At 45.2% G+C, this 26433-nt stretch carries 30 protein-coding genes; 18 read left to right on the forward strand and 12 right to left on the reverse strand.

Going from position 1 to position 26433, the window contains the following annotated elements; translation table 11 throughout:
• Positions 1 to 4: 4 nt before the first annotated feature.
• The gene (locus IQ294_RS08270) at positions 5 to 397 is read left to right on the forward strand and encodes a DUF5412 family protein (protein WP_238942715.1); all 393 of its coding nucleotides are present in this window, start codon (positions 5 to 7) and stop codon (positions 395 to 397) included.
• A gap of 54 nt (positions 398 to 451) precedes the next feature.
• Here the strand turns inward: IQ294_RS08270 and IQ294_RS08275 are convergent, their stop codons facing one another.
• On the reverse strand, positions 452 to 700 hold the full coding sequence (locus IQ294_RS08275) for a hypothetical protein (protein ID WP_203333561.1): 249 nt from the start codon (positions 698 to 700) through the stop codon (positions 452 to 454).
• 410 nt (positions 701 to 1110) lie between these two features.
• Here IQ294_RS08275 and IQ294_RS08280 point away from each other — a divergent pair, with 410 nt between their 5' ends.
• The 11 genes from IQ294_RS08280 to IQ294_RS08330 all read left to right on the forward strand — a co-directional run bounded on the left by IQ294_RS08280 (position 1111) and on the right by IQ294_RS08330 (position 10606).
• Entirely contained in the window at positions 1111 to 1569 is a 459-nt protein-coding gene (locus IQ294_RS08280; RefSeq protein ID WP_203333562.1) for a VOC family protein, read from the forward strand.
• Between the two features lie 175 nt (positions 1570 to 1744).
• On the forward strand, positions 1745 to 2242 hold the full coding sequence (locus tag IQ294_RS08285) for a hypothetical protein (protein ID WP_203333563.1): 498 nt from the start codon (positions 1745 to 1747) through the stop codon (positions 2240 to 2242).
• 792 nt (positions 2243 to 3034) lie between these two features.
• Complete coding sequence (locus IQ294_RS08290) at positions 3035 to 4201, forward strand: MBL fold metallo-hydrolase (RefSeq protein ID WP_203333564.1); 1167 nt, start codon at positions 3035 to 3037, stop codon at positions 4199 to 4201.
• A gap of 1037 nt (positions 4202 to 5238) precedes the next feature.
• The gene (locus tag IQ294_RS08295) at positions 5239 to 5769 is read left to right on the forward strand and encodes an RNA polymerase sigma factor (protein ID WP_203333565.1); all 531 of its coding nucleotides are present in this window, start codon (positions 5239 to 5241) and stop codon (positions 5767 to 5769) included.
• A gap of 4 nt (positions 5770 to 5773) precedes the next feature.
• The gene (locus IQ294_RS08300; RefSeq protein WP_238942716.1) at positions 5774 to 6712 is read left to right on the forward strand and encodes an anti-sigma factor C-terminal domain-containing protein; all 939 of its coding nucleotides are present in this window, start codon (positions 5774 to 5776) and stop codon (positions 6710 to 6712) included.
• A 279-nt stretch (positions 6713 to 6991) separates the two neighbouring features.
• Positions 6992 to 7426, forward strand: a complete 435-nt coding sequence (locus IQ294_RS08305) for a hypothetical protein (RefSeq protein ID WP_238942717.1) — start codon at positions 6992 to 6994, stop codon at positions 7424 to 7426.
• A gap of 452 nt (positions 7427 to 7878) precedes the next feature.
• Complete coding sequence (locus IQ294_RS08310) at positions 7879 to 8391, forward strand: GNAT family N-acetyltransferase (RefSeq protein WP_203333568.1); 513 nt, start codon at positions 7879 to 7881, stop codon at positions 8389 to 8391.
• Between the two features lie 13 nt (positions 8392 to 8404).
• Positions 8405 to 8653: a DUF1871 family protein gene (locus IQ294_RS08315; protein ID WP_203333569.1), complete on the forward strand. Its 249-nt coding sequence runs from the start codon at positions 8405 to 8407 to the stop codon at positions 8651 to 8653.
• Positions 8654 to 8737: 84 nt separating this feature from the next.
• The gene (locus IQ294_RS08320; protein WP_203333570.1) at positions 8738 to 9499 is read left to right on the forward strand and encodes a kanamycin nucleotidyltransferase C-terminal domain-containing protein; all 762 of its coding nucleotides are present in this window, start codon (positions 8738 to 8740) and stop codon (positions 9497 to 9499) included.
• A gap of 30 nt (positions 9500 to 9529) precedes the next feature.
• Positions 9530 to 9895 carry a hypothetical protein gene (locus tag IQ294_RS08325; RefSeq protein ID WP_203333571.1) on the forward strand — a complete coding sequence of 122 codons (366 nt, stop codon included), beginning with the start codon at positions 9530 to 9532 and terminating at the stop codon, positions 9893 to 9895.
• 222 nt (positions 9896 to 10117) lie between these two features.
• The gene (locus tag IQ294_RS08330; RefSeq protein WP_238942754.1) at positions 10118 to 10606 is read left to right on the forward strand and encodes a DUF5412 family protein; all 489 of its coding nucleotides are present in this window, start codon (positions 10118 to 10120) and stop codon (positions 10604 to 10606) included.
• A 42-nt stretch (positions 10607 to 10648) separates the two neighbouring features.
• On the opposite strand, the gene IQ294_RS08335 is transcribed toward IQ294_RS08330, so the two are convergent.
• Positions 10649 to 11260, reverse strand: coding sequence for an FMN-binding negative transcriptional regulator (locus IQ294_RS08335; RefSeq protein WP_203333573.1), 612 nt, complete (start codon positions 11258 to 11260; stop codon positions 10649 to 10651).
• Between the two features lie 54 nt (positions 11261 to 11314).
• Positions 11315 to 11608, reverse strand: a complete 294-nt coding sequence (locus IQ294_RS08340; RefSeq protein ID WP_203333574.1) for a hypothetical protein — start codon at positions 11606 to 11608, stop codon at positions 11315 to 11317.
• Between the two features lie 121 nt (positions 11609 to 11729).
• On the opposite strand from IQ294_RS08340, the gene IQ294_RS08345 reads away from it, so the two are divergent.
• Both IQ294_RS08345 and IQ294_RS08350 read left to right on the forward strand, forming a co-directional pair.
• A complete protein-coding gene (locus IQ294_RS08345) occupies positions 11730 to 12590 on the forward strand; it encodes an SDR family NAD(P)-dependent oxidoreductase (protein WP_203333575.1) in 861 nt (286 codons plus the stop codon).
• Positions 12583 to 14130 carry an AMP-binding protein gene (locus IQ294_RS08350; RefSeq protein ID WP_203333576.1) on the forward strand — a complete coding sequence of 516 codons (1548 nt, stop codon included), beginning with the start codon at positions 12583 to 12585 and terminating at the stop codon, positions 14128 to 14130. Before IQ294_RS08345 ends, IQ294_RS08350 begins: the two co-directional genes overlap by 8 nt.
• A 90-nt stretch (positions 14131 to 14220) precedes the next feature.
• Here the strand turns inward: IQ294_RS08350 and IQ294_RS08355 are convergent, their stop codons facing one another.
• The 5 genes from IQ294_RS08355 to IQ294_RS08375 all read right to left on the reverse strand — a co-directional run bounded on the left by IQ294_RS08355 (position 14221) and on the right by IQ294_RS08375 (position 20239).
• Positions 14221 to 16671, reverse strand: coding sequence for a PAS domain S-box protein (locus IQ294_RS08355; RefSeq protein ID WP_203333577.1), 2451 nt, complete (start codon positions 16669 to 16671; stop codon positions 14221 to 14223).
• Positions 16672 to 16948: 277 nt separating this feature from the next.
• Entirely contained in the window at positions 16949 to 17440 is a 492-nt protein-coding gene (locus IQ294_RS08360; RefSeq protein ID WP_203333578.1) for a DMT family transporter, read from the reverse strand.
• Between the two features lie 10 nt (positions 17441 to 17450).
• On the reverse strand, positions 17451 to 18116 hold the full coding sequence (locus IQ294_RS08365; RefSeq protein ID WP_203333579.1) for a Crp/Fnr family transcriptional regulator: 666 nt from the start codon (positions 18114 to 18116) through the stop codon (positions 17451 to 17453).
• 12 nt (positions 18117 to 18128) lie between these two features.
• Positions 18129 to 18554 (reverse strand): DMT family transporter, encoded by a 426-nt coding sequence (locus IQ294_RS08370; RefSeq protein ID WP_203333580.1) that lies wholly within the window; start codon positions 18552 to 18554, stop codon positions 18129 to 18131.
• A gap of 593 nt (positions 18555 to 19147) precedes the next feature.
• Positions 19148 to 20239, reverse strand: coding sequence for an NAD(P)-dependent alcohol dehydrogenase (locus tag IQ294_RS08375; protein ID WP_203333581.1), 1092 nt, complete (start codon positions 20237 to 20239; stop codon positions 19148 to 19150).
• Positions 20240 to 20520: 281 nt separating this feature from the next.
• Here IQ294_RS08375 and IQ294_RS08380 point away from each other — a divergent pair, with 281 nt between their 5' ends.
• Together IQ294_RS08380 and proS are read left to right on the forward strand one after the other, a co-directional pair.
• On the forward strand, positions 20521 to 21372 hold the full coding sequence (locus IQ294_RS08380; protein WP_203333582.1) for an MBL fold metallo-hydrolase: 852 nt from the start codon (positions 20521 to 20523) through the stop codon (positions 21370 to 21372).
• Between the two features lie 333 nt (positions 21373 to 21705).
• Complete coding sequence (proS, locus tag IQ294_RS08385) at positions 21706 to 23136, forward strand: proline--tRNA ligase (RefSeq protein WP_203333583.1); 1431 nt, start codon at positions 21706 to 21708, stop codon at positions 23134 to 23136.
• Positions 23137 to 23436: 300 nt separating this feature from the next.
• Here the strand turns inward: proS and IQ294_RS08390 are convergent, their stop codons facing one another.
• Complete coding sequence (locus IQ294_RS08390) at positions 23437 to 23724, reverse strand: hypothetical protein (RefSeq protein WP_203333584.1); 288 nt, start codon at positions 23722 to 23724, stop codon at positions 23437 to 23439.
• A gap of 203 nt (positions 23725 to 23927) precedes the next feature.
• On the opposite strand from IQ294_RS08390, the gene IQ294_RS08395 reads away from it, so the two are divergent.
• The gene (locus IQ294_RS08395) at positions 23928 to 24377 is read left to right on the forward strand and encodes a DUF4362 domain-containing protein (protein ID WP_203333585.1); all 450 of its coding nucleotides are present in this window, start codon (positions 23928 to 23930) and stop codon (positions 24375 to 24377) included.
• Between the two features lie 307 nt (positions 24378 to 24684).
• Here the strand turns inward: IQ294_RS08395 and nadS are convergent, their stop codons facing one another.
• The 3 genes from nadS to IQ294_RS08410 all read right to left on the reverse strand — a co-directional run bounded on the left by nadS (position 24685) and on the right by IQ294_RS08410 (position 25775).
• Entirely contained in the window at positions 24685 to 25008 is a 324-nt protein-coding gene (nadS, locus tag IQ294_RS08400) for a NadS family protein (protein WP_203333586.1), read from the reverse strand.
• Complete coding sequence (locus IQ294_RS08405; RefSeq protein WP_203333587.1) at positions 25005 to 25367, reverse strand: type II toxin-antitoxin system RelE/ParE family toxin; 363 nt, start codon at positions 25365 to 25367, stop codon at positions 25005 to 25007. Before IQ294_RS08405 ends, nadS begins: the two co-directional genes overlap by 4 nt.
• 201 nt (positions 25368 to 25568) lie before the next feature.
• Positions 25569 to 25775, reverse strand: a complete 207-nt coding sequence (locus IQ294_RS08410; RefSeq protein ID WP_203333588.1) for a hypothetical protein — start codon at positions 25773 to 25775, stop codon at positions 25569 to 25571.
• A 299-nt stretch (positions 25776 to 26074) separates the two neighbouring features.
• On the opposite strand from IQ294_RS08410, the gene IQ294_RS08415 reads away from it, so the two are divergent.
• Entirely contained in the window at positions 26075 to 26431 is a 357-nt protein-coding gene (locus IQ294_RS08415; RefSeq protein ID WP_238942718.1) for a GNAT family N-acetyltransferase, read from the forward strand.
• Positions 26432 to 26433 lie beyond the last annotated feature (2 nt).

A 26433-nucleotide genomic window follows, 5' to 3' on the forward strand; every position in this document is an offset into this window, starting at 1 on the left:
ATGCATGTTAAAAAGTATAAAATCTTTTCCGGCAAAGCATCCGATTTGGAGCGCCTTATTATTGTTCATGATGATTTATGCCAGCCTTCTAATATTTATCATAGACTGGGCGTTCTATGACATTGACCGGATCGATCCGGGTGGGTTTTTGACGGAAGAAGTATCGCCGGACGGGGAATATACAGTGAAAACGTATTTGAACAATGGGGGAGCAACGGTCGATTATGCGATACTGGGCGTCCTTTATTTCAATGACAGCAAAAAGAAACCGAGAAATATCTACTGGCAATATGAAACTGAGCAAGGGGAAATTCACTGGCAGGATGCCGATACCGTTGTCATTAATGGCGTGAGCATCGAGGTGCCGAAGGGCAAATATGATTATCGTCATCCTTAATGGATTACTGTTTTGTTTCCTGAAACCATACTATCGTTAAGAGCCATGATAAATTCAAAGCAATGGCTGAACGGCCAGAAAAATACATATCACAGATAAAACAGAAAAGAGCAGGGCTATTTTAAAATGCCACTTAAATTTTATGGCAAAGGCCCCGAAAAAAATAGCTGCTGCTAATTTAGAACCGCTTTGCAGATAGGGATAAGTTGAAAAATAGGAAGCACTTAAAATAATTGTGGCAAGGAAAGTGACAGTAATCAGTATTTTGAACCACAAAGGTTCATTCATGAACATGGCAGTCATGGATTTTATCCGTTGCACGCGGGATCAGTTCCTTTCCAGGAAATTTTTAAAAAACGCTTAACCACAACAGGTCAGGCGCTTTCAGATGCTACAGTCCTTTGTTCACTCTTGCTAATTCTTTTTCCAAATAATCCAGACGTTTATGAATGCGGTACAAAATCGGTAAATAGGCTATTACGATGATAATCACCCATCCCATGTGCTGACCTCCTCTGACTTTATCGTTTTTTGAATATTCTTTTAATTAATGTAACAAATTACCAGACCTAACTCAATACCTCCCTATAATGAGCTTGGACAACTAATTCCGAGCTCATTTTTATTGGGAAGGAATCAATAGCATTTATATAGAAGAATTCATTGAGAAGATTGAACGGATAAGAGGTTTTGTATACAAAGGCGGCAGAACCATGGAAAACAATAAATTGCTGAGACTGGACAATGTCGGAATCGTTGTGGAATCTCTGGATGGCGCCATCTCATTTTTTGAGGAAATTGGACTGCGTCTTGAAGGAAGGGGCATGATCGAAGGAGAATGGGCGGGACGTGTAACCGGCTTGGGGGCGCAACAGGCGGAAATTGCGATGATGGCCACACCGGATGGCCACAGCCGTCTCGAACTTTCGCGATTTCTAACTCCGCCCACTGTCTCCGATCACCGGACTGCCCCTGTCAATTCTCTCGGCTACCTGCGCGTCATGTTTACCGTTGAAGATATTGACGAAATGGTGGAAAGACTGATGAAGCACGGAGCTCAGCTTGTTGGTGAAGTAATGCAGTTCGAAGACACGTATCGGCTCTGCTATATGCGGGGGATTGAGGGGCTGCTGATCGGCTTGGCGGAAGAACTTGGCAATAAAAAAGTATGACGTAAGGGGAGGCAAGAGGCTGAGTGGAGCGGCTCTTCCTTTTATTTATCTTATTTTCCAACAGCTCGATTTACAGGATCCGACAAAAATTCCCTGAAATTCATTTTGAAATTGAAAAGAGCCCTGTAACTTATTGCGATTTCTCCAGTCTAATCGGATAGACAGGAGGGGTAGTATGAACGGGAAGGTTTTTTGTTTGGGCATGATGATTCTTTTTGTGCTGATGGGCTGTGCCCTGGAAAAGGAAGTCCTCAATAGCGAAGAAGCCAGCAACGATACCGCTGAAAATATGCAGAATAGCTCTCAAAGACCGCCAAGTTTAAAAATAAGCGTGGATGGAAAAGATTTTATGACTGCGATGAATGGTTTCCAGTGGAGTTATTTTGACGGGGAAGAAGATGCGATAGCTACCATAGAGGCGGAAACTGTAGGTGCTGAAGCATTGCTCGAAAACCGGAAAGCGCCGGCTGTAAATGCGGACTCCATCATTGAACTGCAATTTAAAGAGGAACCGCTGACTTATCAGGTGAATGTGTTGGATTCCTTTTATAATAGTGATCGGGAACAGACGAATGTCGTATTGGAAGGCCGAAGCGGCAGAACGGTGTATGAAGTGAAAGCGACCTGGGAACAAGGGACAGCATATTACGTTTTCTCATTGGATGTGGAATAAGCTTTGACTTTAAATCAACTGCATCTACTGTTCCAAAGCTTATTCCAGCATCATCTCCACGATTTTCTAACAGTATAGCCTTTCTGCAATAAAACCATGCTGATTCTTTCTCCTCACTTTTCACCTGGAAAATCCACCTGTATCTGCCACCCCCAAAGTTCAAGATCAACAGCGGACGTTTTTCGCCGTGCGAAAAACTCCAATCCCTTAAGGAAGGCTTCGCGGACGCGAAGCCTTTTTCATCTCAAAAAGCTGTGGGTTGAGAGGAAATGTGAGCTCAAGCTGTGGTGATGATAAAAAGTGAGCTGTTTTTCAAGGGGAAAGCCGACAAATTGGCTGGAATCTGGATGTTTCTTCCGGAAGATATATTAGAAAGAGTAATAATTTCCTCTGCATAAGATTTATGCGCGGGAGAGCGAAGTTTGTGGGCGGGAGGACGACATTTGTGCGCGGGAAAACACCCGTTGTGCTCAACTTAATGTTTAACTGTCGTAAATGATGTTTTTTTGCTTCAGTCTGTCTTTATGCGGGAGCTGTTTCAATCGCAGCTACGCCATCTGCATCCGCCACCCCCAAAGTTCAAGATCAACAGCGAACGTTTTTCGCCGTGCGAAAAACTCCAATCCCTTAAGGAAGGCGTCGCGTCCGCGAAGCCTTTTTCATCTCCTGCTTGTGGTGGAAGAGCAGGATCCGGTTGTCCAGTCATCATGAAAATTGGGCAAGCCTGTTATAATAGAGTCACAATGCCTGTACTGCAGATAAACCAGTAAGACGAAGGAGAAAACACCAACTATGATACATGCGCCCCCAAATAGAAAGAAATCACCAAAAAGCAAAAAAAGCCTGCTCTGGAAAATACCGCTCGGTCTGCTGCTGTTGCTGGTTTTATTGACAATCGCGATTCTCATATTCACAGTGACCTATCCAACGTTCGGAAGCAGTCCGAGTAACGAACAGGAAGAATTCTTTGAGACATTCGAGAATTATGAGGACGGAAAATTCACCAATCTGCCTTCAGAGGAACCAGATGTCGAAATCGATATCCTTGCCGCGCCGGATGAAACCGGATCAGCCGATAAGGAGATGAATCCTGGCGGCGACTTGCCGATGGTGGAAATCGACTGGAAGAAAATCGAGGCAGAAGAAGACAGCCTGACCTGGCTCGGCCATTCCACTTTTATCCTGAGCATTGATGGCAATAAAATCCTGATTGATCCGATGCTGGGGCCGGTTGCTTCACCTGTTTCCTTTGCCGGACCGAAACGATATGGCGGAGATTTGCTGCATCTGGGGGAAGAGATGCCGGCCATCGACGCTGTATTTATTACCCATGACCATTACGATCATTTGGATTACGAGTCGATCATGAAGTTGGACAGCAAAGTTGCTCATTTTTTCGTACCGTACGGTGTCGGCAGCCATTTGATCGGGTGGGGCGTGGCGGAAGAAAAGATTACGGAAATGAACTGGTGGGGCGAATCAGAATATCAGGGATTGACTGTGGCGCTGGCGCCGGCCAAGCATTTCTCCGGCAGGGGGATTCTGGACCAGGGTTCGACGCTTTGGGGCGGCTGGGTCATCCTGGGTGAACAAACCCGAATGTACGTAACCGGCGACGGCGGATACGATACGCATTTCAAGGACATCGGCGAAAGATACGGTCCTTTTGATATCGCGCTGATTGAAGGTGCGCAGTATGATGAGCGCTGGGCTGAATCCCATATGATACCGGAAGAATCCGTGCAGGCGAGCATCGATTTGCAGTCAGAGCAAATGATGCTGATGCACTGGGCAGGCTTTACACTTGCCCGCCACAGCTGGACGGAACCGGTGGAGCGGGCGATTCTAGCAGCGGAACGAAAAGATGTGAACCTCTTCGTTCCGCAGATTGGGGAAACTGTTACGATTGGTGAGGGTATGCAGCTACCGTTTTCGGCTTGGTGGAGGTCATTGCAATAAATAAGAAAAAGGCGTTGCTGCAAATGCGGCAATGCTTTTTATTTTTATCCAGTTGGTTTTATTTCCAAATAAAGGTACACTATGTAAAGTGAATGACTATTCTGATTAGTCGAAAGGCAGCAAAGGATTGCTGAAAATAAAATAATCCAATGGAAGAAGTGAAACAATGGAACTGATAATGATCTTACTCGTTCTCCCTGCGCTGGGAGTTGTATGGTTTTTGAATCTCGTTACTCTTATGGAGAAATTACATAAAGGCAAAAGCATAAAAAATCAAAAGATTTTAGGCAGCCTTTGGACTTTCCTCTTTATCTTCTTGCTGATGTATTGTTTTCTCGCCATGACCTATAATTAGTCAGGAGAATTTTAAGATAACCAACCGAACCGAATGGATGCTTTTCGCTCAAACCCCTGCGAAAAGCGCAGAACCATAAATTCAAAACCACAGCGGACGTTTTTCGCCTTGCGAAAAACTCCTTCTTTTGGGAAACCTTCGAGTATGCGAAGGTTTTTTCAATATGGGGGTTGGCGGAGGAGAGTGGAGTCGGTGTAAATATATTCCATTTTGAAACTGGTAGATTGCCGATAGGTTATTTCGTGTCATAAAAGATGCTGCTTTCCATTGAATTAGGGCAGTTGGGCATATACAGAGAGAAGTTGAGCATAAATCAGTGAAAGTTGGGCATAAATCGAAGCTAGTTGGGCATAAATTTTGAAATGAGTAAGCCAATGAAATATTATGTTAAATTATTCCATCCAGAAAGCCGATTTTATCAGAAAATCTTCACCTTGTGAGGCAAAGGCTACTCTTTTCAACTGATTTTTGTCGAGTTGATCGTATTTCAGTGAAAGTTGATCGTATTCGGACTGAAGTTGATCGTATTTCATCTAGAGTTCATCGTATTCGACCCCCACTTGAGCGTATTGCTGATTTTTCATTCCACAATAGAAATCTTTTAAGAAATACTTCTGGAAAAAATGTAACATTATAGGAAGTGAGACGTGGTAATAGTAACAAAGCGATAAAGGGGGAGCGAATGAAAAATCAGCAGCTGGAAAATCTATTTAAACTTTATTCGCGCCCCCTTTATTATTATTTGTGGAAAATGTCAGGCTCTGCGCATGCGGCTGAAGATTTGACGCAGGAAACTTTTGTCCGGGCGACGATTTCACTGCATACCTATGAAGGGGAAGAAGCGCGCGCATGGCTGTTCAAAGTGGCACGGAACATCTATATCGATGAATGGCGAAAAAGGAAACGCAGGCAAGCCAATCCTTTATTGAAATTATTTTATTCGAATGAAGAACTGATCAGTCCCTATGGTTTGCCGGAAGATGAAATGCTGAAGCAGGAGAGGATCGGCGATTTGAATGAGCTGCTTGGATTCCTGCCGGAGCATTACCGGACGATTCTCTATTTAAGGGAAATGGAGCAATTCAGTTACGCCGAAATCGGGGAAGCTATGGACTTATCCGAATATCAAGTAAAGGTCAATCTGTACCGGGCCAGAAAAAAGCTGGAAACAGTCGCAAAAAAGAAAGGGTGGCAGCATGACCGAGTGGAATAAGGAAATGGAAAAGAAGATTTTGAAGAAGTCGCGTTTTACGCTGACGATCCGGATTCTCCGGCTGTTGCTCAATTTCGTTTCAGATAAATTGAATATGGCTAAAGAAAATGAGTTTTATACTAAGCTTGCTTTAGACTGGCAAGTGCCGAATCTGCGGGGGAATTTTGATTTTCAGGAAGAGAAAACCACTCCTCTCGGAACGAAGAAATTATCCTATCCTTTAATCAAACAAGTTGGAAAAGCCACGATCATGATGGGCGAGGCAGAGGTTACAAAACGCCTTTTAAACAGTAATTCGACTATCCAATATAATCTCCCCGGAAAAGAGCGGATCAATGATTTTTCCTTTTTCTATCCGGACGATCCGGACAGCGGAGAAAAGCTGTCGGCAGGTGCCCAGACGGGAGTATGGGAAACATTAGAAATGCTCCATGAAGGAACAGTGGCAGAATTGGCATTTTCGACCGACCGATTCATGTCGCCGGAAGAACTGCTGAAAACATTGTCATCCTATGATGTTGATGTACTCTGGATGCCGCTCCGCTCAGGCGAGTTTGAAGACTTCTCAACGGCTTCGACCATGAGTGAAGGAAGTCTAAGCGTCTTTAATACTATCGGTTTAACAGGTGGCCGTACTATTGATGAAGATTTTTATACAGATTCATTAGCCTACAGTATAAATCAGGCAAGCGTCGAAGAGAGCAAGAAAATCATGCTGCAGAATATGGAGAAATTGCTTGCTGAAAAGCCTTCGTCCTATTACGAAGGATTCCTTAGCTTGGGACATCTGGAAGAGCGATATAATTACCTGAAAGAAAATGGCTTCGTGGTTTATGGTGCAGTCGTAACAGGCCCGGTTAAAGAATTGCTGAAACTTCAAGATGAAGAAATGATTCGCGGAGAGCAGCTGGGCGAAGTGGAACTTTGGAATTGGGAGGAATAGTGAACTGATACGGCAAGATTAACAGGAAATAAACAGCAAAGACCGAGTCATAGCCTGGGACTCGGTCTTTGCTGTTTATATAGAAAAATTTATATCGAGAAAATAGAAATTTATGATAGAATTTTCTGAAACGTTAGTAGAGAAATGGGAGTGAATGACTTGCTCAAAAGATTTTTTATTGTCCTGGCTTCAGTCATTCTGGTCGTCATTGCCAGTTTTCTGACATTAAGGTTCATGTATATATACGAACCGACTCCCAACAAAGGAGATGTTGAGGAAATGGTGAAAGCACGTGATCTTGAGGAATTTGGCAAAGTTGAAGGTTCTTTTCTGTATACTCCCAAAAATTATGGCTTTTACAATGACACTAGTATTTATATCGTAGAACAGAATTTGGATAAAGGCCAAAATTATGAGGACCAGTTTGTCGTCATAGAAAAAGGCGTGGCACTAACAGATGAAGACTGTCCGGCGATCAGTCAAATCGAAGCCAGAGAAGGATTCAATGATGGTTACACAGAGGAGCTTCAAGTGCTGTCAAAGCATCAAATGACTGTCTACAGAGATAGTGAAGAAATTGAATCAGCCTGGCTGTATAAAATCACTTTTCATTCCAATGACGAATATTATTTAACTTTTTTGCTTCCTGAAGAGAAAGGAGGAGACAGATTCAACTTTTTCACAGAGGGATATGAGCAGTTTCGAGGGTTCTGACCCTGAAAGAAATTGGAATTTTGTCAGTAAAGTGAAAAGAGTTATTAAGCGTTAAGGTAATACCCAATCGCCATGAAAATGAAAAAGCTGAAAAACATAAAAATGTTTCCGATCAACAGGAAATAATGTCTGCCAAGAGCAGCAAATACAGCACCCACGATTCCAAGGATGAAAGTCCCCAGCCAAAACGGGCTGGCAATTTGAAAGACTATATTGGGAATCCATGCGAATAAAGAGAGAAGCAAGCAGAGAAGAGAAAGTTGCCTATACCTTTTTACAGTCATTTTCATCATCCTTTCTTCAAACAGGCTTAAGTTAAATTGCTTCCATCATTAAGAGCATATCATTCAGTTTACAGATAATGTATAATTTTATTGATTAGTTAGAAAAATATAAAGGTTTAACACGAATATTATATCTAACCGGATCCTGAGGAAGATTGGAGAATAGAAATGAAGGATGACAGGAAAGCATCGACCTGCATAACATTGAGACCTTTAGCCATCGAGGATTACGAGACGGTGCTGAAATGGAGCAAAGACGACGCCTTTTGTTCAGCCAATGGATGGGAATTAAATCGGAGTCCAGAAGAATTGGATAGATGGTGGGGCATGTGTGTTGAAAATGTCGTGGAAGATTTTCTGCGGATGGGAATCGAGTGTGACGGGAAATTAATCGGTTATGCGGATTTGGCAGGTATTCAGGATGGGTGCGCTGAATTGGGTATCGCAATTGGAGACAGCGAAATGTGGGGGAAAGGGCTCGGATCCCGTGCTGCGCTGGCCATGATGGATTTTGCCGCAGAGAAATTGAGCATCACGGGTTTTACCGCAGAAACAAACGAAGCAAATGTGCGGTCACGGAAAATGCTGGAGAAAATCGGTTTTGAAGAAGTCGGCAGTGACGGCAGGGAAGAGTATATGGGAATGGATGGTTTGCTGATTCAGTATAAGTTGGAAGTTTGAAGGGGCGAATGCAATGATGGAAAAGTACAATTTCACTAAGAAAATCGTTGATGAATGGGATCCGATCGGTTTATTGGCAATGGGCTGTCCGGATGACGAATACAGCCCGGAAATTGTTGATATTGTAAAACTCTTGCCTCAAATGCAATCCGTTGAAGAATTGGCATCAGGACTTCGCCAGGTTTTCCTAGAGTGGTTTGGCGAGCATCTGCCAATCGAAAAATGTTTGCCTGTGGCAGAGAAAATATGGAATAAAGACTGACTCGCATTTCATAAGATAGAAGAGATCGAAAAAATCCATACATAAAAAATCCATACATAAAACATCAGGAATCGGAGGTCCCCCATGCTCGCATATCCCGCTCCAACAACCAAGGAAGAGAAGATGGCAATGATCAGCATCATCAAAGACAGGCTGCTCGCTGCCCACGGTGAAAATATATTGGCCATCGGAGCCTATGGTTCGATCGGGCTCGGGACGGATGGTCCGTATTCGGATATTGAATGCCATGTTATTACGAGAGACGGCGTCCGGCTGCAGACGCTCGAGTTCGTCTGCGGCAAATTCAAGATCGAACTCAGCACGACTGACAGAAGCGGCTTCTTTAAACAGGCGAAAGAAGTGGATGATTCCTGGGCCATCAAGGCCGGGATCTTCATTCATGTTCTTCCGGTCCATGATCCGACGGGCTTGTTTGGGCAGGTTAAGAATCTTCCGCTCGAAATATCGGATGAGGCGAGGCAACATGTCATGAAAGAGTTCATGATTTGGGAGCCATACGAAACGGTTGGAAAGATCCGGAACAATTACAGCGTCGGGAATGCCGACTACCTGCATCTCGGCGCGAAGGATCTGCTGTGGCAGACAGCCAAGCTGATCGGGTTGGCCAATAAATCGTATTATACGACGCGGGCGAAGACGTACGCGGAATCACTGCAGATGGAGGCGGTTCCTGTAGGCTATAAGGAACTCCTGGCTTTTAACCTGGCAGGGGATCTGCGGGACCATGAAAAACTCTATCGGCTTTGCGAAGAGCTGTGGACCGGCTTGAATCTGTGGTTCGATGAGATGGGGCTGGATTACCGGATGACAGAACTGCCTCTTTGATTCGGATAAAAAATGAAAAGTGGTGACTTTATGACATACTATTATTACATTGCAGCTGACATCGAGCTGCCGAAAGAAAGTTTAAAAAATGTCTACCTGGATATCGATGAATCCGAGGAACGCATCAAAGGTTTTGAGTTTCCCATCCAGCTTGAGATTTATAATGGCATCGGCAGGGAAAGGGAAGCGCGGATTCTGCTGGAGTACCTTATGCAGCAAGCCGAAAAGCATAAGACGTGTACATTCCAGATTGCCAATCTTATCAATTCGAACCGTGTGCCTTTTAAAATTCTGGAGCGGAGGCAGGTCCAGCTCCATAAGATAAAGTCACCCGCGGAATTGATATTGGAGGAAGGAGAATTATTGACGATCCGGAAAGTGAATTTGGTGTATTGATGGAAAAAGATGAAGCTGCTGATCTGAGCAAATTCTCCTCAGATCAGCAGCTTTTCTATTATCTATGCATCTTCATTTCCTCTGCAAAATTTTTACAACAACACTGAAACTTGCTGGGTCAATTTATCGTTCATATGGAAAGGAGGCTGGATGATGCACCCACTGCTTAATCTAATCGGTTTATTTATATTATTCATTACAGTCATAATGTTCATGGTTTTCATGGTTAAGTTGGTCATTTATTTCTTTAATCGAAAAAACTTTCCCCGAAAAGCTTTGAGATCGACTTTCATAGGGGTCCTTTTGTTTTTCGGCATCTTTCTGTACATTCAATATTTCTTTTCGTTTGATGACATCAATCGAAAGTATATGCAAGAAGGACCGGAAATGTCATCACCGACCGGAAAATACATCGCCAATGCTTATTACGAACCTTATGGGGGTGCGGTGGGAGGAGTAAATGTCTGGATTGAAATCACAAGCGATGCCGGGAAAAAAGTCATTTATTATGCAGATGCAAAACATGATTTTGAGATGACTTGGATCGATGAAGACACTCTGTCGATTATCAATAAAGGCGGAGGGCCAGATTCAAATCGAAACATTGAATTAGATGTTAGAGATGAAATTTACCACGAAAATGGGTTGGCTTGCCAAAGTTTGCTGATGAAAAATGATTACGAAGAGTGTTACCGGTTTGAAGCTTCCTGACTCGTCCCATGAGACAAACTTTTCTCTCAGCCGATAACGTATTTATCTTCTTTTATCCATCTCATCCGCCATTTGGCTGGAGACAGGGTTTTCTTCTTTCTGCAATTGCTCAATGATGTTCCGGTAATCCGTATCATTGCGGTTCTGGCTCATCTTGTAGGCGGCCTGGATTTCATTCACCTTGATCTTGAATCCGACGATGCCTTTCAGTTCTTTTTCCAATAAAGACGGCGAGAGTTTCTCCCACAGGACGGGATTCTCGCGGTGTTTTTCATAAGTCTCCATGAGTCTCGTCAGATCCTGCTTCAATTCTTCTTCATCTAAAATCTGAGCCGCTCCGTAGAGGTGAACAGCCTGATAGTTCCATGTCGGCACATTTTCCTGCTCGTACCACGACGAAGAAATATAGGCGTGCGGCCCCTGGAACATGACCAATACTTCTTCGGAAGATTCGAACGTCCGCCATTGCGGGTTGCCGTATGCCATATGCCCGGTTATATAATAATTATCGCCTTCCTGAATCAGCTGGAGCGGCAGATGCGTTGCGATGGGCCGGCCTTTCCTCGTAGAGACGAGCGTGCCGAACGAATGGTGCTGCACAAATTCGCGAATTTCCTCAACATCAGTGATTTTATAAAATTTCGGGATATACATAGCAGGCTCCTTTTTAATAAAGTGATATTAAATTTATAGTAGCATCCGGATAATTTAAAACCAATGTTGAATAGGAAGCCGGAAGTGCCGAACGCCGATAAAAAGTGCTGAGCGCCGATATAATTCTTTGAACGCCGATATCCCCTCCACGAACGCCGATAAACGAATAAACCAGTCTTTTTCCAAAGAAAAAACGAGCGCCAAAGCCAGTGGAAGGCTAAGTCGTATCACTTTCTTCAGAAAAAATGGCCAATCACCATCAATCAAAAGAAAAATGGATGCTTTTCGCAAGCGAAAAGCGAAAAACCGACAGAAATTTCCGGACTTGTCTCCGCTGCCGATATTCAACTAATTATTCTCCGAGCAATTTCTAAAACCCCTCCCAATCCTGTAGTTTAATGGTAAAATTTATAAAAAGGAGTCGGAAAATTCTTGCTTCAATTCGATTCAATTAAAAGGTGCTGACCGGATGCGAAATTATACACGGCTAGAAAAGATTTTATACATATCCTCACCCTTCAATCCTAAAAAGCTGAAAAACGAATTGGATGGAAAGACCGTTCTGATCACCGGTGCAAGTTCAGGCATCGGCAGGGAATTTGCGTATCTGCTGGCAGGTACGACTGCGCATCTGATCCTGGTGGCCCGGCGAGAAGGGGACATGCGCATTATGAAAGAGGAAATCGAGAAAGGCTCGGCCAGTGTAATGGTGTTCCCGGCAGATTTGCGGAATGAGAAGGAATTGGCGAAACTGCTGGAATTGCTGCACGGGTTGCCGGACGGACTGGACGTCATCGTCAGCAATGCCGGCATATCCATCAACCGGCCGATCGAGAAATCACTCGATCGCTATCACGACTTCACGCGCACGATGGCCCTTAATTATTTTGCGCCGGTTCAGTTAATGCTGTCGCTCATCCCGCTGCTCGAGAAAAAGAACGGCCACATCGTCAATATCTCTACGATCAATGCATTATTATTGCCGGTTCCGCACTGGGCGGCTTATCAGGCATCGAAAACGGCGTTTGATACATGGCTGCGATCAGCAGAGCCGGAGCTGAAAAACCGGAACATTTCCACGACTTCGATTTACCTGCCGCTGGTGAGGACGCCGATGATCGAACCGACAACCGCTTACCGGAAAGCGCCGGCGATGTCACCTGTTCATGTGGCTGAAATCATCGGCGAGGCATTGTATTCAAAAAGAAAAGTATATAAACCGTGGTGGCTGATCTTCGGACAATTGGCATCGGTCGTTTTCAGAGCACCTTTATCATTCATCCTGCCGCGTTTGCTGAAGAAGAAGGAGGGCGGAAGAGCCGATGTTTAATCTACTGAAGATATTAGCGCAGCTGAATTTTCTTTCACCTCCGAATATATGGCATCTCGGCCGTGCCATCCGCCAAAACGGCATCAACCTGCCGCTTTTATTCACGTTGGCGGAAAAAAGGGACGGCAATCGCACCGCTTTAGTCGACAGCAGGGAAACCGTCTCCTACCAGGACCTGCAGGAGCGTTGCGGAAATCTTGCCTGTCATCTGGCGGATCAATACGGATTGGGAAGAAATCAAAAAGTAGCGTTCTTTTGCAGAAATCACGCTTCGCTGGTACAGGGCATCTTTGCTGTGTCACGTCTTGGCGCGGATGTCTTCCTGCTGAACAATTCCATGAGCCAAGCACAATTTGACCGGCTGGTGGAGGAGCATGGATTCGACTTCCTGATTCATGATGATGAATTCAGCGGGATGATCGAAAAATCACCTTACCGGAATCCGAAAATTTTCAGCTATCATGATACGGAAAAGGCAATCAGCCTATTGGCTGCTGTGCCTCCGGCTGCAATCCAAAAACTGCCGCCGTCTTCCAGCGGCAAAATCGTGCTGTTGACAGGCGGTACGACCGGCAAGCCGAAACAGGTGGTCCATAAGCCGTCCCTGTTTAATTTCCTGTCGCCATTTTTGGCTTTGCTGAACCGCCTGCAATTGCCAAAATACAGCACTGGCTACATCGCGACGCCGATTTACCATGGCTACGGGATTGCCGTGTTGCTGTCATTTTTTGCGCTTGGCAAGAAAGTGGTCATACAGGACCGCTTTGATGCGGAAAGCGCATGCACCCTTATCCGTGAACATCAGGTCGAGGTCATCACCGCAGTGCCGCTGATGGTCCATAAAATGCTGAAAGCCGATAAATCCGCTCTCGGTTCCCTGGCCTGCATAGCGTCGGGCGGTGCCAAACTGAATTCGGCATTAGTGGAGGAAGTGAACGATCACCTAGGGGGAGTGTTGTATAATCTGTACGGAACTTCCGAGGCGGGGCTTAATATCATCGCGGCGCCGGAAGATTTAAAGCAGCATCCGAACACGCTCGGCAGGCTGATTGGTGGCGGGCAGCTGCGCGTAATGAAAGATGGAAAAGAAGTGGAGCCGGGCATTACGGGTGAATTTTGTTTTCAAAACAAGTGGTCGATGCAGAACAGCCAGAGCCGCTGGATCCAGACAGGGGATATCGGCTGGCGGGATCAAAACGGTTATTTTTTCCTGTCCGGCCGCACCGATGATCTGATCATTTCAGCCGGCAACAACATCTATCCGCTGGAAATTGAAGCCGCGCTGACAAATCACCCACTCGTTGAAGATGCAGCAGTCATCGGAGTGGATCATGTTTACAGCGGACAGATTTTGACGGCTTATGTCCAGTTGCGTCCGGGAGAAAAGCTGACTGTGGATGCCTTAAAGGAATGGCTTCGCCCGCACTTGGCTGACTTCCAGGTTCCACGTGACATCGTTTTTGTCGATGAATTGCCTTATACAGCAGTTGGAAAGCTTGATAGGAAACGGGTTCAGAAGCTTATGCCCATTGGAGCCTGACGTTAAGTTAGACTAGAAGAACCAAAAAGCTTGCCCCCGTCAATTTCCGGGTGCAAGCTTTTTGGATTCAGGCTGTAGGTTCCTGCTGTTTTATTCATTCGGCTCCTGCACTTCTTCTAAACCATAGATCCTGTAGGCATCAATTCCCGATTTCTTCGCTTCGTATAAAGCAGTATCAGCAGACTTGATCAGCTGTTTTTCATTCGTGGAATGATCGGGATAGAGGGCAATTCCAATTCCGACGCTTATTTTAATTTCTGCGCCATTGAAAAGTATCGGTGGTTCATATGATTTCAAAATTTGGATGGCCATGTCTTCAGCTTCATCTAAAGAATCGATTTCCGGCAGAATGACACTCATCTCATCACCGCCAAGGCGTGCTGCGGTGCCTTTTGAGTAAACACACTGCTCAAGACGGAGAGCCATTTCCCTGATTACGGCGTCGCCTGCATCGTGGCCGAACTGGTCATTGATCTGCTTGAACTTATGTCCATCGAGCATGATTACGGCCACTTTCTTACCGCTTGTCTGTGCCTGGTTGAGGGCTTTTTCCAATTTATCGTCAAAAGTTCGCCGGTTTGGAATGCCGGTTAAGTGGTCGTAATAAGCCATGCGCGCTATTTCCTCCTGGAGTTCCCGGCGTTCCGTAATGTCCCTGGAAATCGTGAAGACCTGCTTAACTTCACCATTTTCCAGTACGGGGGTCGGCGATACTTCCATCCAGAGGTAATGGCCCTGTTGGTGCCTGAAACGAATTTCTATCGTGGCGGGCTTTCCGCCAGCAATTAGAGACTTCACACTTTCAATCAAAGTCTCCGCATCTTCCGGGTGGACGTTCTCCAATAAAGAGGTGCCGATGCAATCCTCAGACCTATAGCCGGTAATCGTTTCATAAGCGGGAGATACATACTCGACCAGACCGTCCATATTGACCATCGTAATGACATCGAATGTGCTTTCTGTAATGATTTTGTATTTCTCCTGGCTTTTCTGCAGCTCTTTTTCCGCTTTTTTCAGCTCGGTCACATCTTTATAGATGATGGTTGCTCCGATGACTTCTTTGTCAGCGTTCCACACCGGTGAATAGGACGAAATGATGTTAAGTCTTTTCCCGGATTTGGTGATGCGGATGGTATCGTGTGAATTGATGGTTTCTCCTTTAAGAATCTTTTCTACAACCCTGAACTGATCAGATTGCATCCCTTGTGGAATGATTGTGCCTTTGCCGGCCACCATCTCTTCTTCGGTAAAGCCGAAAGTTTTCTCAAATGCGGGATTCACCTTGAGGATATCACCTTTCGTATCGATGTAGAAAATGGGATCTGTGGAATTTTCCCAGAACACTTCAAGTTCTTTTTTTGTTTCCGACAAGGCCTGCTGAGCCGTGTGTATTTCTGTGACATCAGAAACGATGCCGTGGATTCCGACCAGCTTTCCATCGGCTATGATCGGGACATTCATCGCCTGAAGAATGATCAGCTCTCCGTTCTTGTGACGGAATTCCAAAGTGGAATGAGCCGGTTTCTTTTCATGGATCGCTTTATAGAAATGGTTCTGAATCGTTTCCGTTTCGCTTGGCAGAATAAATGATAAAAAAGGCCGGGATTTAAAATCCTGGATGGTGTACCCCAGGATATTTTCGGCACCCGCATTGATGCTCAGCAATTCTCCTTCCCGGTCAAAAGTCAGGATTCCGTGCGGATGATTTTCGAACAAGGCCTTGTAGCGCTGTTCACTTTCCAGCAGGCGCTGCTCCATTTCCTTCTGTTCGGTGATTTCTTTGGCAATGACATAGATGCCGATCACTGCACCCTCGACTATAATCGGTACAGTGTTTAGCTGGAACGTCGCCAGTTGCTGCGTTTTAGTCCAGATGGTTGTTTCAAAATCAAGTGCATGGCCAGCCAGCGACTTGTCAAAATTAGCAACCGTTTCTTTCATGCAGTTTTCCGTCACTACAAAAAGGATGGATTGGCCAATCAATTCCTCTTCGCTGTAACCGGTGGATTCTGCCACCATCTTATTGATGCGGGTGAATTTTTTTTCCTGATCAAATTCAAAAACCGCATTCGCATTATTTTCTATCAGGGATCTCAGTCTCAGACGTTCGATTTCCATTTCCCTTTGAGTTTTCAGCAAATCTTCTTTCTTTAATTCCCGTTCGGTGACGTCTCTGACGATCGCTAATATATACTGGCATTCACCCTCTTCGGTCAAGATCGGATTCAGCATGGTTTCCCCAAAAAAATCCCCGTTTTCTGTCCGGATGCGTTTTGTGAATTCAACGGGTTTTTGGACGGCCATGACTTTCAGGTAATAAGGGATGATCTCTTCGATTTGATCCGGCGGAAAGATCTCGTCAATCCGGCGGCCGATAAGATCCTGCGATGAAAGAAGAGCGAATGACGATGGATTGGCATAAACATAACGAAAGGAATCCTCATCTTTTTCCATCAGGAAAACCGGATCTTTCATTATATTCAATAAAGCTGTATAGCCTGAAATGTCCTGGCTGGATTTTTCTATGTTGTAATCATCCATTCTATTTTCCTCCCATCGGCACATAACCGGTTCAGTACGATTAAATATAGACTATGCTTATCAGCCGATCCAATTTCGAAACGAGTTAATAGTTATTATTTTCCATTAAATTTAAGTGTAGCTGATAAATCTGTAGTTAGATAGTATTTTAAATTATTTAAGCCAATGAATCCTAAATACTTTAAATTTTTTTAAAGTTTAATTAGCTAAAGTTTTCCGTATCAAAAAAATCCCAACTCTTCCTGCATCATCAGGCTGGTTGAGATTTCCTTATTTATCATCCGTCATTCGCATTGGCTGTCCGCGTATCCAAACGGGCATAGGGCTCTTTTTCCATTTTAGGTCCAAGCTGGAACAGCACCACGCCCCCGCTGATCAATATTACGCCGAGCAGCGATTGCCAAGTAAACGGCACTTTTTCAAGTCCGAACCAGCCCAGCGTGTCCCACATCAGACCGAAGAAAATCTGGGAGACCATGACGAGGGAGATGGCCCGGCTTGGTCCAAGCATCTGCACGCCCGAAGTTACGCAGGCCACGACGCCGACACCGACAATGCCGCTGAACCAAAACCAGGGTTCCGCCTGGAAACTGAACAATCCAGCTCCTTCGACTGCAAGCCCTGCCGCAAACGAAGCCGCAAATCCGAGAAACAGGACAAGGGCAGTGGTGGTCCAAACACTTACACGTTTTTTTACATTTGCATTAAAGGTATTCTGGATACTGACGAACGCGCCGCCGAGAATCGCCAATAAGATGCCAAGTGCCATATGTGTCCCCCTATTCATAAATATTCTGCCCAGCCTGTTCCAATAAGGCTGCGCGATCGAGCAAAGTGATTTTTCCACGCTTTTTCACAATCCATCCCGCTTGTTCAAACTGCTGCAGCACCCGGTTCAAATGACGATAGCTGGTACCGATCAAATCCGCCATATCAATGAGTGAAGTCGACTCGAGCATCTGCTGGGTGGGTGTCATCGCAAGCAGATAACTCGCGACACGGACGTCGACTGTATAGAGCAGATTGAAGTTCATCGCCCGTGTTTTCGTTTCAAATTTCTGCGTGATGGTCTGGAGAAGAAATTGGAGCCAGGCTGCATTATCTGCCATATTCCTGCGGAGTGCATCATAGGAGATCCCGATGACGACGATGTCCGTTACTGCTTCCACCGTATTGATAAACGGGATGCCTCTTACATATTCCACGTCGCCGACAATATCAAATGGCGTCTTGAAAGCGACAATCAGGCGTTTGCCTTCGGGTGACAGCATCGAGATTTTCAGTTTCCCTTTGATCAGCAGATAAAGTGTATCTGCTTTATCGCCTTGAGAAAATAAGCGTTCGCTGCTTGAATAAGTCGCGACGTTCATGTCTTCCCGGACGTGTTCCGGAAACAGATCGGATAATTGATGATGTTGAAGAAACTCCGCAATGCGCTGGTCCATGTTATTCCTCCTTTATAACTTCAGGATGATCACACCTGCAATCATCATGAGCACTCCGGCAATTTGGGTGCGGCCGATTTTCTTTTTCGGCATATCAAACCAGCCTTTACTGTCAATTGCGAGTGCCAGCATGAGCTGAGCGATCAAAAAGACGGCAATGGTCAGCGTCACTCCCATGATGTGGACGGCGGTCATATTGCTGAACAACACGATGGCTGCCAGCATGCCGCCGGAGGCATACAGGGGAGAAACCTGAGTCAATTGGCGATATGAACGGTCTCTGATGGTGATCACGATGGCGATCGCCAGCACAAAGCCGGTGAGCTGCGTCATCGCGGCCGCCTGCCAGGAGCCGATCTGACTGCTGATCGTCGCATTGGCAACACTTTGGAACGTTAAGAAAAAACCGCCCATTAATGCAAATACAATCCCTTTCATAGCCTGCACGCACCTTTCTCTAATACTAACCTACAAGGAAATAAAAGATACGAAAAGGACACATGTCCCATTCTTATTTTAAAAAGGAGTAAGAATATTAGAAGAAAGTGCAAAATTTTTAAAAATTTCATATGGAATAAGGATCAAATTTTTATTATTTCAAAAGAAGCGGGTTGAACTTGCGGTGAGAGGGTAATGCAAGGTATATCACCAATTTGAAATTTACCAGGGAGGCATTTGATGTCATATACTCTGACTCTCTTCGAATTCATGGAAATAAATGAATTGCTTTCTTTTAAAAGCAGGTCCCTGAGCCAAAGCAGATTATTTCTTCGGACGGTTGAAGGCAAGCGTGATTGCAGATCATTGGAAGCCGATATTAAACTTTCTGTTCAGGAGATTGCAGATTTGGAGGATTTGCTGCTTTGAACTGCCGATTAATTTACGGGGCATATATATTGCTCGAGCCGGACTGTTGCCAGCTGAAGCGGATAGAAGGCAGCAGAAGATGAAATAAATAAAACTGCAGGCAGGCTCTATCTGTCTGAGCCTGTCTGCAGCTTTGACGACCCAATCGGAAAGGGGCGTTTTTATTATTGGCCTATTTTTACGATCGGCTTGATGGAAGTTCCATTTTTCGAGTCTTCGAATGCTTCGTTGATCTGATCGAAATCATATATTTTGGTCAGTTTATCGAACGGGAACATGCCGCGTTTGTAATAATCGACCAGTCGAGGAATGAAGACCTGCGGAACTGAATCTCCTTCGATTACACCCATCACAGTTTTGCCTTCAGCCATGATGTCATTATGGACATCGAATGTAATTTCGGGTGTTACGCCGACAATGGCGCACGAACCGAGAGGGCGGAGCGCATGGATGGCTTGTTTGACGACAGGCGGGACGCCCGTTGTTTCAACAGCATAATGTGTGCCGCCCTTGGTGATTTTTTTGATCTCCGCTACAACATCCACGTTTTTGCCGTTCAGCGTATGTGTCGCACCGAGTTCTTTGGCCAATTCCAGGCGGCTGTCATGGATATCGACGGCAATGATATTGAGGCATCCGGCGATTTTCGCCGCCATTACCGCACTTAAGCCGACTGCGCCGCTCCCATAGACGGCGATGGAAGAACCGAATTCCGGTTTGAACCGGTTCAATACGGTGCCTGCGCCGGTCTGAATGCCGCAGCCTAAAGGACCAAGAAGCGACAGATCCACTTCCGGATCGACTTTTACGACATTCCGTTCATTGGCCACAGCAAAAGTACCGAAAGACGATTGGCCAAAAAATGTCGATACTCCCTGGTCATGATGATGGATCCGGTTGGTGCCGTCCTGCATCTTGCCGCCGAAATTCAGATCGTTGAAATTCAGGCATACGGTCGGATGTGCAGTACGGCAATTTTCGCAGTGCCCGCAATATGCGAACGACAGCACCACATGATCGCCTGCTTCGATGGCCGTGACCCCGGAGCCCACTTTTTCAACGATTCCTGATCCTTCATGTCCAAGGACCGCAGGGAACGGTGATAACCCCAAATCCCTTGCCACCGCATCGGTATGGCAGACGCCAGACGCAACGATTTTCACCAGCACCTCATCCGCTTTCGGTTCGCCAAGTTCCACTTCCTCAAATTTAAAATCTTCTCCCTGGCCGTGTGTAACGGCTGCCTTAATTTTCATTTTTATCCTCCTTTAAATTTCTGATACTGCTACACAACTACCCGATTCCTGAAGATTTACTCGCATTATTGCTGTTGAATGGCGATAGTGGCAGAATTTTTAGTGAAAATGAAAAATTCATCTTTTTATATGGTATGCTTTTCCATATTAATGGAGGAGGACAAGTCCGATGGTGAAAAAATAACACAGGAAAATCTCATCAATATTTTAGTGATCCATCAGATACGCATGCAGATTTTCTCTTACAACAGACCAATAATAGAAATAAGGAGAGAAATGGCATGCTGAATAAAATAAGTGATTCGATTTATTATCTATCCAACCAGGACGACCGGGAACGGCCGGTATTAGGGTTGGTATGCGGCGAGGAAGCAAGTCTGATAATAGACTGCGGAAATTCACCTCAGCACGCCAAAGAATTTCTGGCGGAAATCAGTAAACTGGACGTGCCACCCGTTAAATACGCCGTCATTACGCATGCACATTGGGACCATTTTATGGGCATGAATGAATTTGATGCAATGGCTGTCGTCAACACGGAAACAGATGGATTGCTGCAGAAATGGCAAAGTCTCTCGTATGGAGATAGTTCGCTTCAAACGTACGTAAATAGTGGTTTTATGAATGCGAAATGTATGGAAGTCCTGCAGGAAGACATGCCGAACCGGGAGACTTTTAAATTGAAGCCTTCCGATATAATCTTTGAAAAGACTCTGGTCATTGATCTGGGCAATAAAAAATGTGTGCTTGAAAAGATTAGGAGCACCCATACAGATGACTCCACTATCGTCTATATTCCGGATGATAAAGTCATTTTCCTGGGCGATGCTGCCTATGGCACAACCACAAATACCTTATTCCATATCAAGCAACCGCTGTTATTGCCCATGATCCAGGATATTCAAAAGTATGATGCGGAGTGGTCCGTGCTCGGCCATGAATCCATTTGCGACCGGGAGGAAATGGAACTTTACTGGAAAGAGCTGATTGCGGCAAGTGCTGCTGCAGAGTCTGCTTCAGTTGAAGCGGGTGAAGAGAACTTTAAAGTGCAAAATAACAGAGAACCGAACGGCAATGAATTATTTTTCATCAAAGCATTCGCAAATGACCATGTGATCCGTCATCAGCAGTGATGTCGACCCGGATGTACCAGTCTGAGAAAGCGTATTGACTTCTTTTGTGAATTCGATTAATCTGGATAAAATTCAAATATCGAACAATTCGCGCGTTTAAGGACCAGTAGATGAACAGGACTTTCCCAGAGAGGATATCGAAAGCTGCGAGATATCCAAAGGACGTTCTTCGAACCTGCCTTTCATACCTGTATTGAAAAATACAGCGGTTTATTCCGTTATCGATTTCGAGAGTAAAGCTTTGCTTTAAAGAAGGGTGGTACCACCTCAAGGGGTCCCTTTGTTTAAAGCGGGCTTTTTTTATTTTCCAAAAAACAGTGGAGGAGAATGGATATGACAAAGCAGATGGTTGAAAAAATCACCAATATGGATGAGGATTTTGCGCAGTGGTATACGGATGTCGTGACGAAAGCGGAACTGATCGATTACTCGAGCGTCCGCGGCTCGATGATCATCCGCCCTTATGGCTACGCGATCTGGGAGAACATCAAAGCTGCGCTGGATCATAAAATCAAGGAGACAGGGCACGAGAATGTCTATATGCCGCTGCTGATTCCGGAAAGCCTCCTTCAAAAGGAAAAAGATCATATCGAAGGCTTCGCACCGGAAGTGGCCTGGGTGACGCACGGCGGAGAAGAGGAACTGGCTGAACGGCTGTGCATCCGCCCGACTTCGGAAGTCCTGTTCGCCGAGCATTATAAGAACATCATCCATTCCTACCGGGATCTGCCGAAACTTTATAACCAATGGGCGAATGTCGTCCGCTGGGAAAAAACGACACGGCCGTTTTTGCGTACGCTTGAATTCTTGTGGCAGGAAGGTCATACATGCCATGAAACGGAAGAAGATGCCCATGAAGAAACGGTGAGAATGCTGGAAGTCTATGCCGATATCTGCGAACGTCTCCTGGCGATTCCTGTCTTGAAAGGGCGGAAAACGGAAAAAGAGAAATTCGCTGGAGCGGAGTACACCTACACGATTGAAAGCTTGATGCACGACGGAAAAGCGCTTCAATCCGGAACTTCCCATAACCTCGGTACGGGATTTGCGGAAACGTTCGGCATCGAGTTCCTGAACCGGGAAGGCAAACTGCAGCCGGTCCACCAGACTTCATGGGGTTTCACTACAAGAATCATCGGCGCCATGATCATGGTGCACGGTGATGACAAAGGACTGGTGCTGCCGCCGGAAGTTGCGCCGGTGCAGGTTCAGATCGTGCCGATTGCCCAGCATAAGGGAGGCGTGCTCGATGCGGCTTATGAACTTCAGCGGCAATTGAAGAAATCTGTGCGGGTAAGCATTGACGCGAGCGATAAGAAACCGGGCTGGAAATTCAACGAATCGGAAATGAAAGGCATCCCGATCCGTCTGGAAATTGGACCGAAAGATATCGAAGAAGGAAAAGTGGTGCTGGTCAGGAGAGATACGGGCGAGAAAATCCACGTCAACAATGCGGACATAGAAGCGGAAATCCAGCGCCTGCTGCAGGACATCCAAAAGTCGCTGTACGCTAAAGCACTGGAGCACCGCATGAATAAAACAAGCATTGCGCTGGATATGGATGAGTTCAAAGAGAAGCTCGCGGAAGTCGGCGGATTCATCAAAGCGATGTGGTGTGGAGATCGTGCCTGCGAAGATGCGATAAAAGAAGAGACGCAGGCGACATCGCGCTGCATCCCCTTTGAAGACGAGGCTGTTTCTGAGAGTTGTGTGTATTGCGGGAAAGAAGCGAAGGAATTGGTGTATTGGGCGAAGGCTTATTGAGTTCTAGAACTTTCTTTTGAAAAAAATGGGGCAGCAGAAGAAATAAGCCGGAGAATCTCTCATTTGCGAGAAGATTTCTCCGGTTTTTCGCTTTTCGCCTGCGAAAAGCATCCATTCTTTTCTTTTGATCTGGGCTTTTGCTTGAGGAGGAGGTGGGTTTGCGTTGAAAGTGACAATTTTAATAAGTGTAATTCGGCCACGAGAGCGGATATCCGCATTCAGCAGAAAATATCCGTGTTCAAAAGAAAATATCCGCGCTCAGCAATATATATCCGCGTTCGCCGATTTCTCGCCGTTTTTTCATTCGTCTTTACTCAGCACTACATCCGGAATATCCCAGATAAAATAATGGCTGGAATACTGCCGGGTTTCGATAATGATCGTATCTTCGCCTTTATCAAAAATAAGCCCGGAGCCCAGCTGTTCGGTGAATTTCCAGCCTTCAGCCGCCATGAAATCTGTGACGACGCCATATCGGTCGTCTTGTCCGGCTGCTGATATATATCTCGTTCCTGTCGGCTTTTCGAGTACTTCTTCATAGCCGTTATCGGAGAACTCATATTTGGCGATCGCCTTCAGATAAGGCATAGGATTGCCTTCCTGACCCAAAGCACTGCCAAATCTCAGGACAATGAAACCGGTAAATAACAGGGAAATTATCAATAGGATCAGCAAAAATTTTTTTCAAAACCTCAACTCCTTGTTAATTTTCATCCATCGAGTTTCTTCATAGACAGAATGTAACTTTTCATCTGCGGAAACGGTCTAGTCTCCATAAGGGGTGAGTGGATATGAAGAGGTTGCTGATTTTAGCTATAAGTTTGTTGAGTCTGTCTGGATGCGGCAATGGCCAAACGAATACGTCAGCTCCACAAATAAAAGAACAAAAGCAGACTGAGCCTGCATTTTCTTCGCTTCCGGCGGATGATGTAATTGAAGTTGCGAGTTCGAGCGAAATAGGAAATTTGAATCGCTTCTATAAGTTCCTGGAGAATATCGAAGCAAAAGAAGCGGACCACATTCAGATCAGACGGTTTACGACAGAAGGAGATCCGATTTCAAGGGACATCCAATTTGATGGATCCGTATTTCAATTCATCTTCAACAGTTCGCGGGATCAATACGGTGCCGAAGCGGTTTGTGACGAGTTGACCAGGACAGAGACAGTTGAAAGCACAGATTATCAGCTTGAGGGTTGTGAGAGTGACCAAGTGAATTCTTTGCTGACTGTCTGGAAATAGCCGGTGAGCGTGGATATGGCGCTGAGCGCAGAAATAATTCTCTGAACGCAGAATCAATTTCTCGCATGCTCATAACCGGCACTTTAACCTCGTCCACAGGTGGAATTGGCAGCGTAATCGCCTTAAAAGAGGAGGACTTAACTCCAATCTTATACAAAAGCTGAGTCAAAAGACAAATGGATGCTTTTCGCGGGCGAAAAGCGAAAAGAGCAGGACACTCCAAAAGTTAGATGATTAACTCTAACATTTGAGGTACCCTGCACTTGATTGTCTTTTATGATGATTTAATTGAGTAAATGATTTTAGGTCAGACTGAGACGATTTGTTGTTCCTCTGCAATATGAGGCTGATTGCTCAAAATTTCCAACAAACGTCGAGCCGCACCGCTGGGTTGGTTAGTGCCGTGCTCCCACGATTCTATCGTTTTGACGGAGACTCCCAACAAGGCAGCAAACGATTTTTGAGTTAAATTCATCTGCAGGCGCAAATCTTTGATGTCCTGTGCAGAAAAAGTGGCAAGCTCCTTAATGGCCACAGTTTTGGTCCGGACTTTTGATTGATTGCCTTCTGCGTAATCAATAGCTTGGCCCAAACTGGTTTTCAGTTCCTCGAAAAATTGGTTCTCTTTCATTTTTCATCCATCCTTTCGGAAGTGTACAAACTCTTCAGTTGCTCTACGAATTGTTTAAGCACCTTCTTTTGATCGGGCTTTAACGCAGCTTGCTGATTTTTTTCGTAAACCAGCAGCAAAATGGTATGTGAGGCTGTCTGAATATCTAAATAAATAATCCTGTAATCGCCGCTTTTTCCTTTATTCTCGCTTTCAGGTGAAAAGCGCATTTTTCGGAGCCCGCCCGTATCGGTGATAACAGCCCCTTGACCCGGATCCATCAGCAACTGAAACTCCAGTTCCCGCTGTTCAGCAGCACCAAGTCCAAGTTGTTTCCACTTTTGATCAAAATTTTCTACATATATAAATGTTCGTTTCATGACGACCTCTTCAATGAATGACTTATGCATTAAGTATACCCTATTAAATAGGGTTTAACAATTTTAGTGAAAGTTTATTTGCAAAGCAGTAAAAAAGAAAAGGTGCATATACTACTTATATTTACATAACCAGTATGAGTGCGAAGGACAAACGGCTGCTTTTCGCGGGCGAAAAGCGAAAAGGACGGAAAAAACATTAGCTTAAAATTGTGCAACAAGCCAGGTGCTTGCCTGGAATAGAACCGTCAAGATCAGAATATCCACCGCCATTTGATAGGAGAAGAATTTTCCGCCATCTTCTCTATCAAAAAAGCTTTTATAAAAACAAAGACTGCCGCAGCTGCCACGATTCCTAAAAACCCACCCCAGTTGAAATCCATTTTTCCCCCTGCTTCCTCTTCTATCCATTTTTAAAATCTCCTTGATACGATAATAAATATTATATTCTTAATTGTAAGAAACTTTGGTAAAATATAGAAGGAATTGTTTTGATATATATCGGTAACTTGATGTGTATAAACTGCGGTAGTTGTACGAGAAAGAGAGTGTGCAAAAATGGGCATTATGCTGGAATTGCTGAAGTATGAAGACGCAATGGACCTATTCCATTTTGAAAATGAGAATCGATTGTTTTTCGAGAAGATGGTGCGGGCAGAGGCGATGGCTATTATACGTGGGAGATATTTCTCCAGAGGCATCGCGAAATATTGGCTGAACAGGCGAGTGGCCTTTGCCGTTTTTATTTGGTTAAAGATTCTGGCGGAAATATTGCCGGACGGATCAACCTGGTCGATATTGATGCGGCGGCGGGCACAGCGGAAATCGGCTTCCGGATGGGCGAGAAGTTCGGAGGAAAAGGAATCAGAAGCAGCGCATTGAGTTTGCTGTTATCCACCGATTCTGCTGTGGACAAGATCCACGCAAAAACGACGACTGTGAATAAGTCGTCTCAGAGAGTTCTCGAGAGGAACGGATTTATCCACATGGGGATAAGTGATGCCGAATTCGAGATGAACGGGGAACGGATGAAGTTCGTGCATTATGTGTGGATAAGGGAGGACTAAAC

This window comes from Planococcus beigongshangi (assembly GCF_016820495.1).
In the GTDB taxonomy this organism is placed as follows: Bacteria; Bacillota; Bacilli; order Bacillales_A; family Planococcaceae; genus Planococcus; species Planococcus beigongshangi.

Excerpts from the sequence above, each read along its gene's own strand:
- IQ294_RS08395 (WP_203333585.1), top strand. The coding sequence starts at position 23,928 with ATGAAGAGGTTGCTGATTTTAGCTATAAGTTTGTTGAGTCTGTCTGGA.
- IQ294_RS08320 (WP_203333570.1), top strand. The coding sequence starts at position 8,738 with ATGCTCGCATATCCCGCTCCAACAACCAAGGAAGAGAAGATGGCAATG.
- IQ294_RS08285 (WP_203333563.1), top strand. The coding sequence starts at position 1,745 with ATGAACGGGAAGGTTTTTTGTTTGGGCATGATGATTCTTTTTGTGCTG.
- IQ294_RS08380 (WP_203333582.1), top strand. The coding sequence starts at position 20,521 with ATGCTGAATAAAATAAGTGATTCGATTTATTATCTATCCAACCAGGAC.
- proS (WP_203333583.1), top strand. The coding sequence starts at position 21,706 with ATGACAAAGCAGATGGTTGAAAAAATCACCAATATGGATGAGGATTTT.
- IQ294_RS08375 (WP_203333581.1), bottom strand. The coding sequence starts at position 20,239 with ATGAAAATTAAGGCAGCCGTTACACACGGCCAGGGAGAAGATTTTAAA.
- IQ294_RS08360 (WP_203333578.1), bottom strand. The coding sequence starts at position 17,440 with ATGGCACTTGGCATCTTATTGGCGATTCTCGGCGGCGCGTTCGTCAGT.
- IQ294_RS08280 (WP_203333562.1), top strand. The coding sequence starts at position 1,111 with ATGGAAAACAATAAATTGCTGAGACTGGACAATGTCGGAATCGTTGTG.
- nadS (WP_203333586.1), bottom strand. The coding sequence starts at position 25,008 with ATGAAAGAGAACCAATTTTTCGAGGAACTGAAAACCAGTTTGGGCCAA.
- IQ294_RS08290 (WP_203333564.1), top strand. The coding sequence starts at position 3,035 with ATGATACATGCGCCCCCAAATAGAAAGAAATCACCAAAAAGCAAAAAA.
- IQ294_RS08310 (WP_203333568.1), top strand. The coding sequence starts at position 7,879 with ATGAAGGATGACAGGAAAGCATCGACCTGCATAACATTGAGACCTTTA.
- IQ294_RS08410 (WP_203333588.1), bottom strand. The coding sequence starts at position 25,775 with ATGGATAGAAGAGGAAGCAGGGGGAAAAATGGATTTCAACTGGGGTGG.
- IQ294_RS08295 (WP_203333565.1), top strand. The coding sequence starts at position 5,239 with ATGAAAAATCAGCAGCTGGAAAATCTATTTAAACTTTATTCGCGCCCC.
- IQ294_RS08270 (WP_238942715.1), top strand. The coding sequence starts at position 5 with ATGTTAAAAAGTATAAAATCTTTTCCGGCAAAGCATCCGATTTGGAGC.
- IQ294_RS08330 (WP_238942754.1), top strand. The coding sequence starts at position 10,118 with ATGGTTAAGTTGGTCATTTATTTCTTTAATCGAAAAAACTTTCCCCGA.
- IQ294_RS08345 (WP_203333575.1), top strand. The coding sequence starts at position 11,730 with ATGCGAAATTATACACGGCTAGAAAAGATTTTATACATATCCTCACCC.
- IQ294_RS08405 (WP_203333587.1), bottom strand. The coding sequence starts at position 25,367 with ATGAAACGAACATTTATATATGTAGAAAATTTTGATCAAAAGTGGAAA.
- IQ294_RS08305 (WP_238942717.1), top strand. The coding sequence starts at position 6,992 with ATGGTGAAAGCACGTGATCTTGAGGAATTTGGCAAAGTTGAAGGTTCT.
- IQ294_RS08355 (WP_203333577.1), bottom strand. The coding sequence starts at position 16,671 with ATGGATGATTACAACATAGAAAAATCCAGCCAGGACATTTCAGGCTAT.
- IQ294_RS08350 (WP_203333576.1), top strand. The coding sequence starts at position 12,583 with ATGTTTAATCTACTGAAGATATTAGCGCAGCTGAATTTTCTTTCACCT.
- IQ294_RS08370 (WP_203333580.1), bottom strand. The coding sequence starts at position 18,554 with ATGAAAGGGATTGTATTTGCATTAATGGGCGGTTTTTTCTTAACGTTC.
- IQ294_RS08335 (WP_203333573.1), bottom strand. The coding sequence starts at position 11,260 with ATGTATATCCCGAAATTTTATAAAATCACTGATGTTGAGGAAATTCGC.
- IQ294_RS08365 (WP_203333579.1), bottom strand. The coding sequence starts at position 18,116 with ATGGACCAGCGCATTGCGGAGTTTCTTCAACATCATCAATTATCCGAT.
- IQ294_RS08315 (WP_203333569.1), top strand. The coding sequence starts at position 8,405 with ATGATGGAAAAGTACAATTTCACTAAGAAAATCGTTGATGAATGGGAT.
- IQ294_RS08390 (WP_203333584.1), bottom strand. The coding sequence starts at position 23,724 with ATGCCTTATCTGAAGGCGATCGCCAAATATGAGTTCTCCGATAACGGC.
- IQ294_RS08275 (WP_203333561.1), bottom strand. The coding sequence starts at position 700 with ATGACTGCCATGTTCATGAATGAACCTTTGTGGTTCAAAATACTGATT.
- IQ294_RS08300 (WP_238942716.1), top strand. The coding sequence starts at position 5,774 with ATGGAAAAGAAGATTTTGAAGAAGTCGCGTTTTACGCTGACGATCCGG.
- IQ294_RS08325 (WP_203333571.1), top strand. The coding sequence starts at position 9,530 with ATGACATACTATTATTACATTGCAGCTGACATCGAGCTGCCGAAAGAA.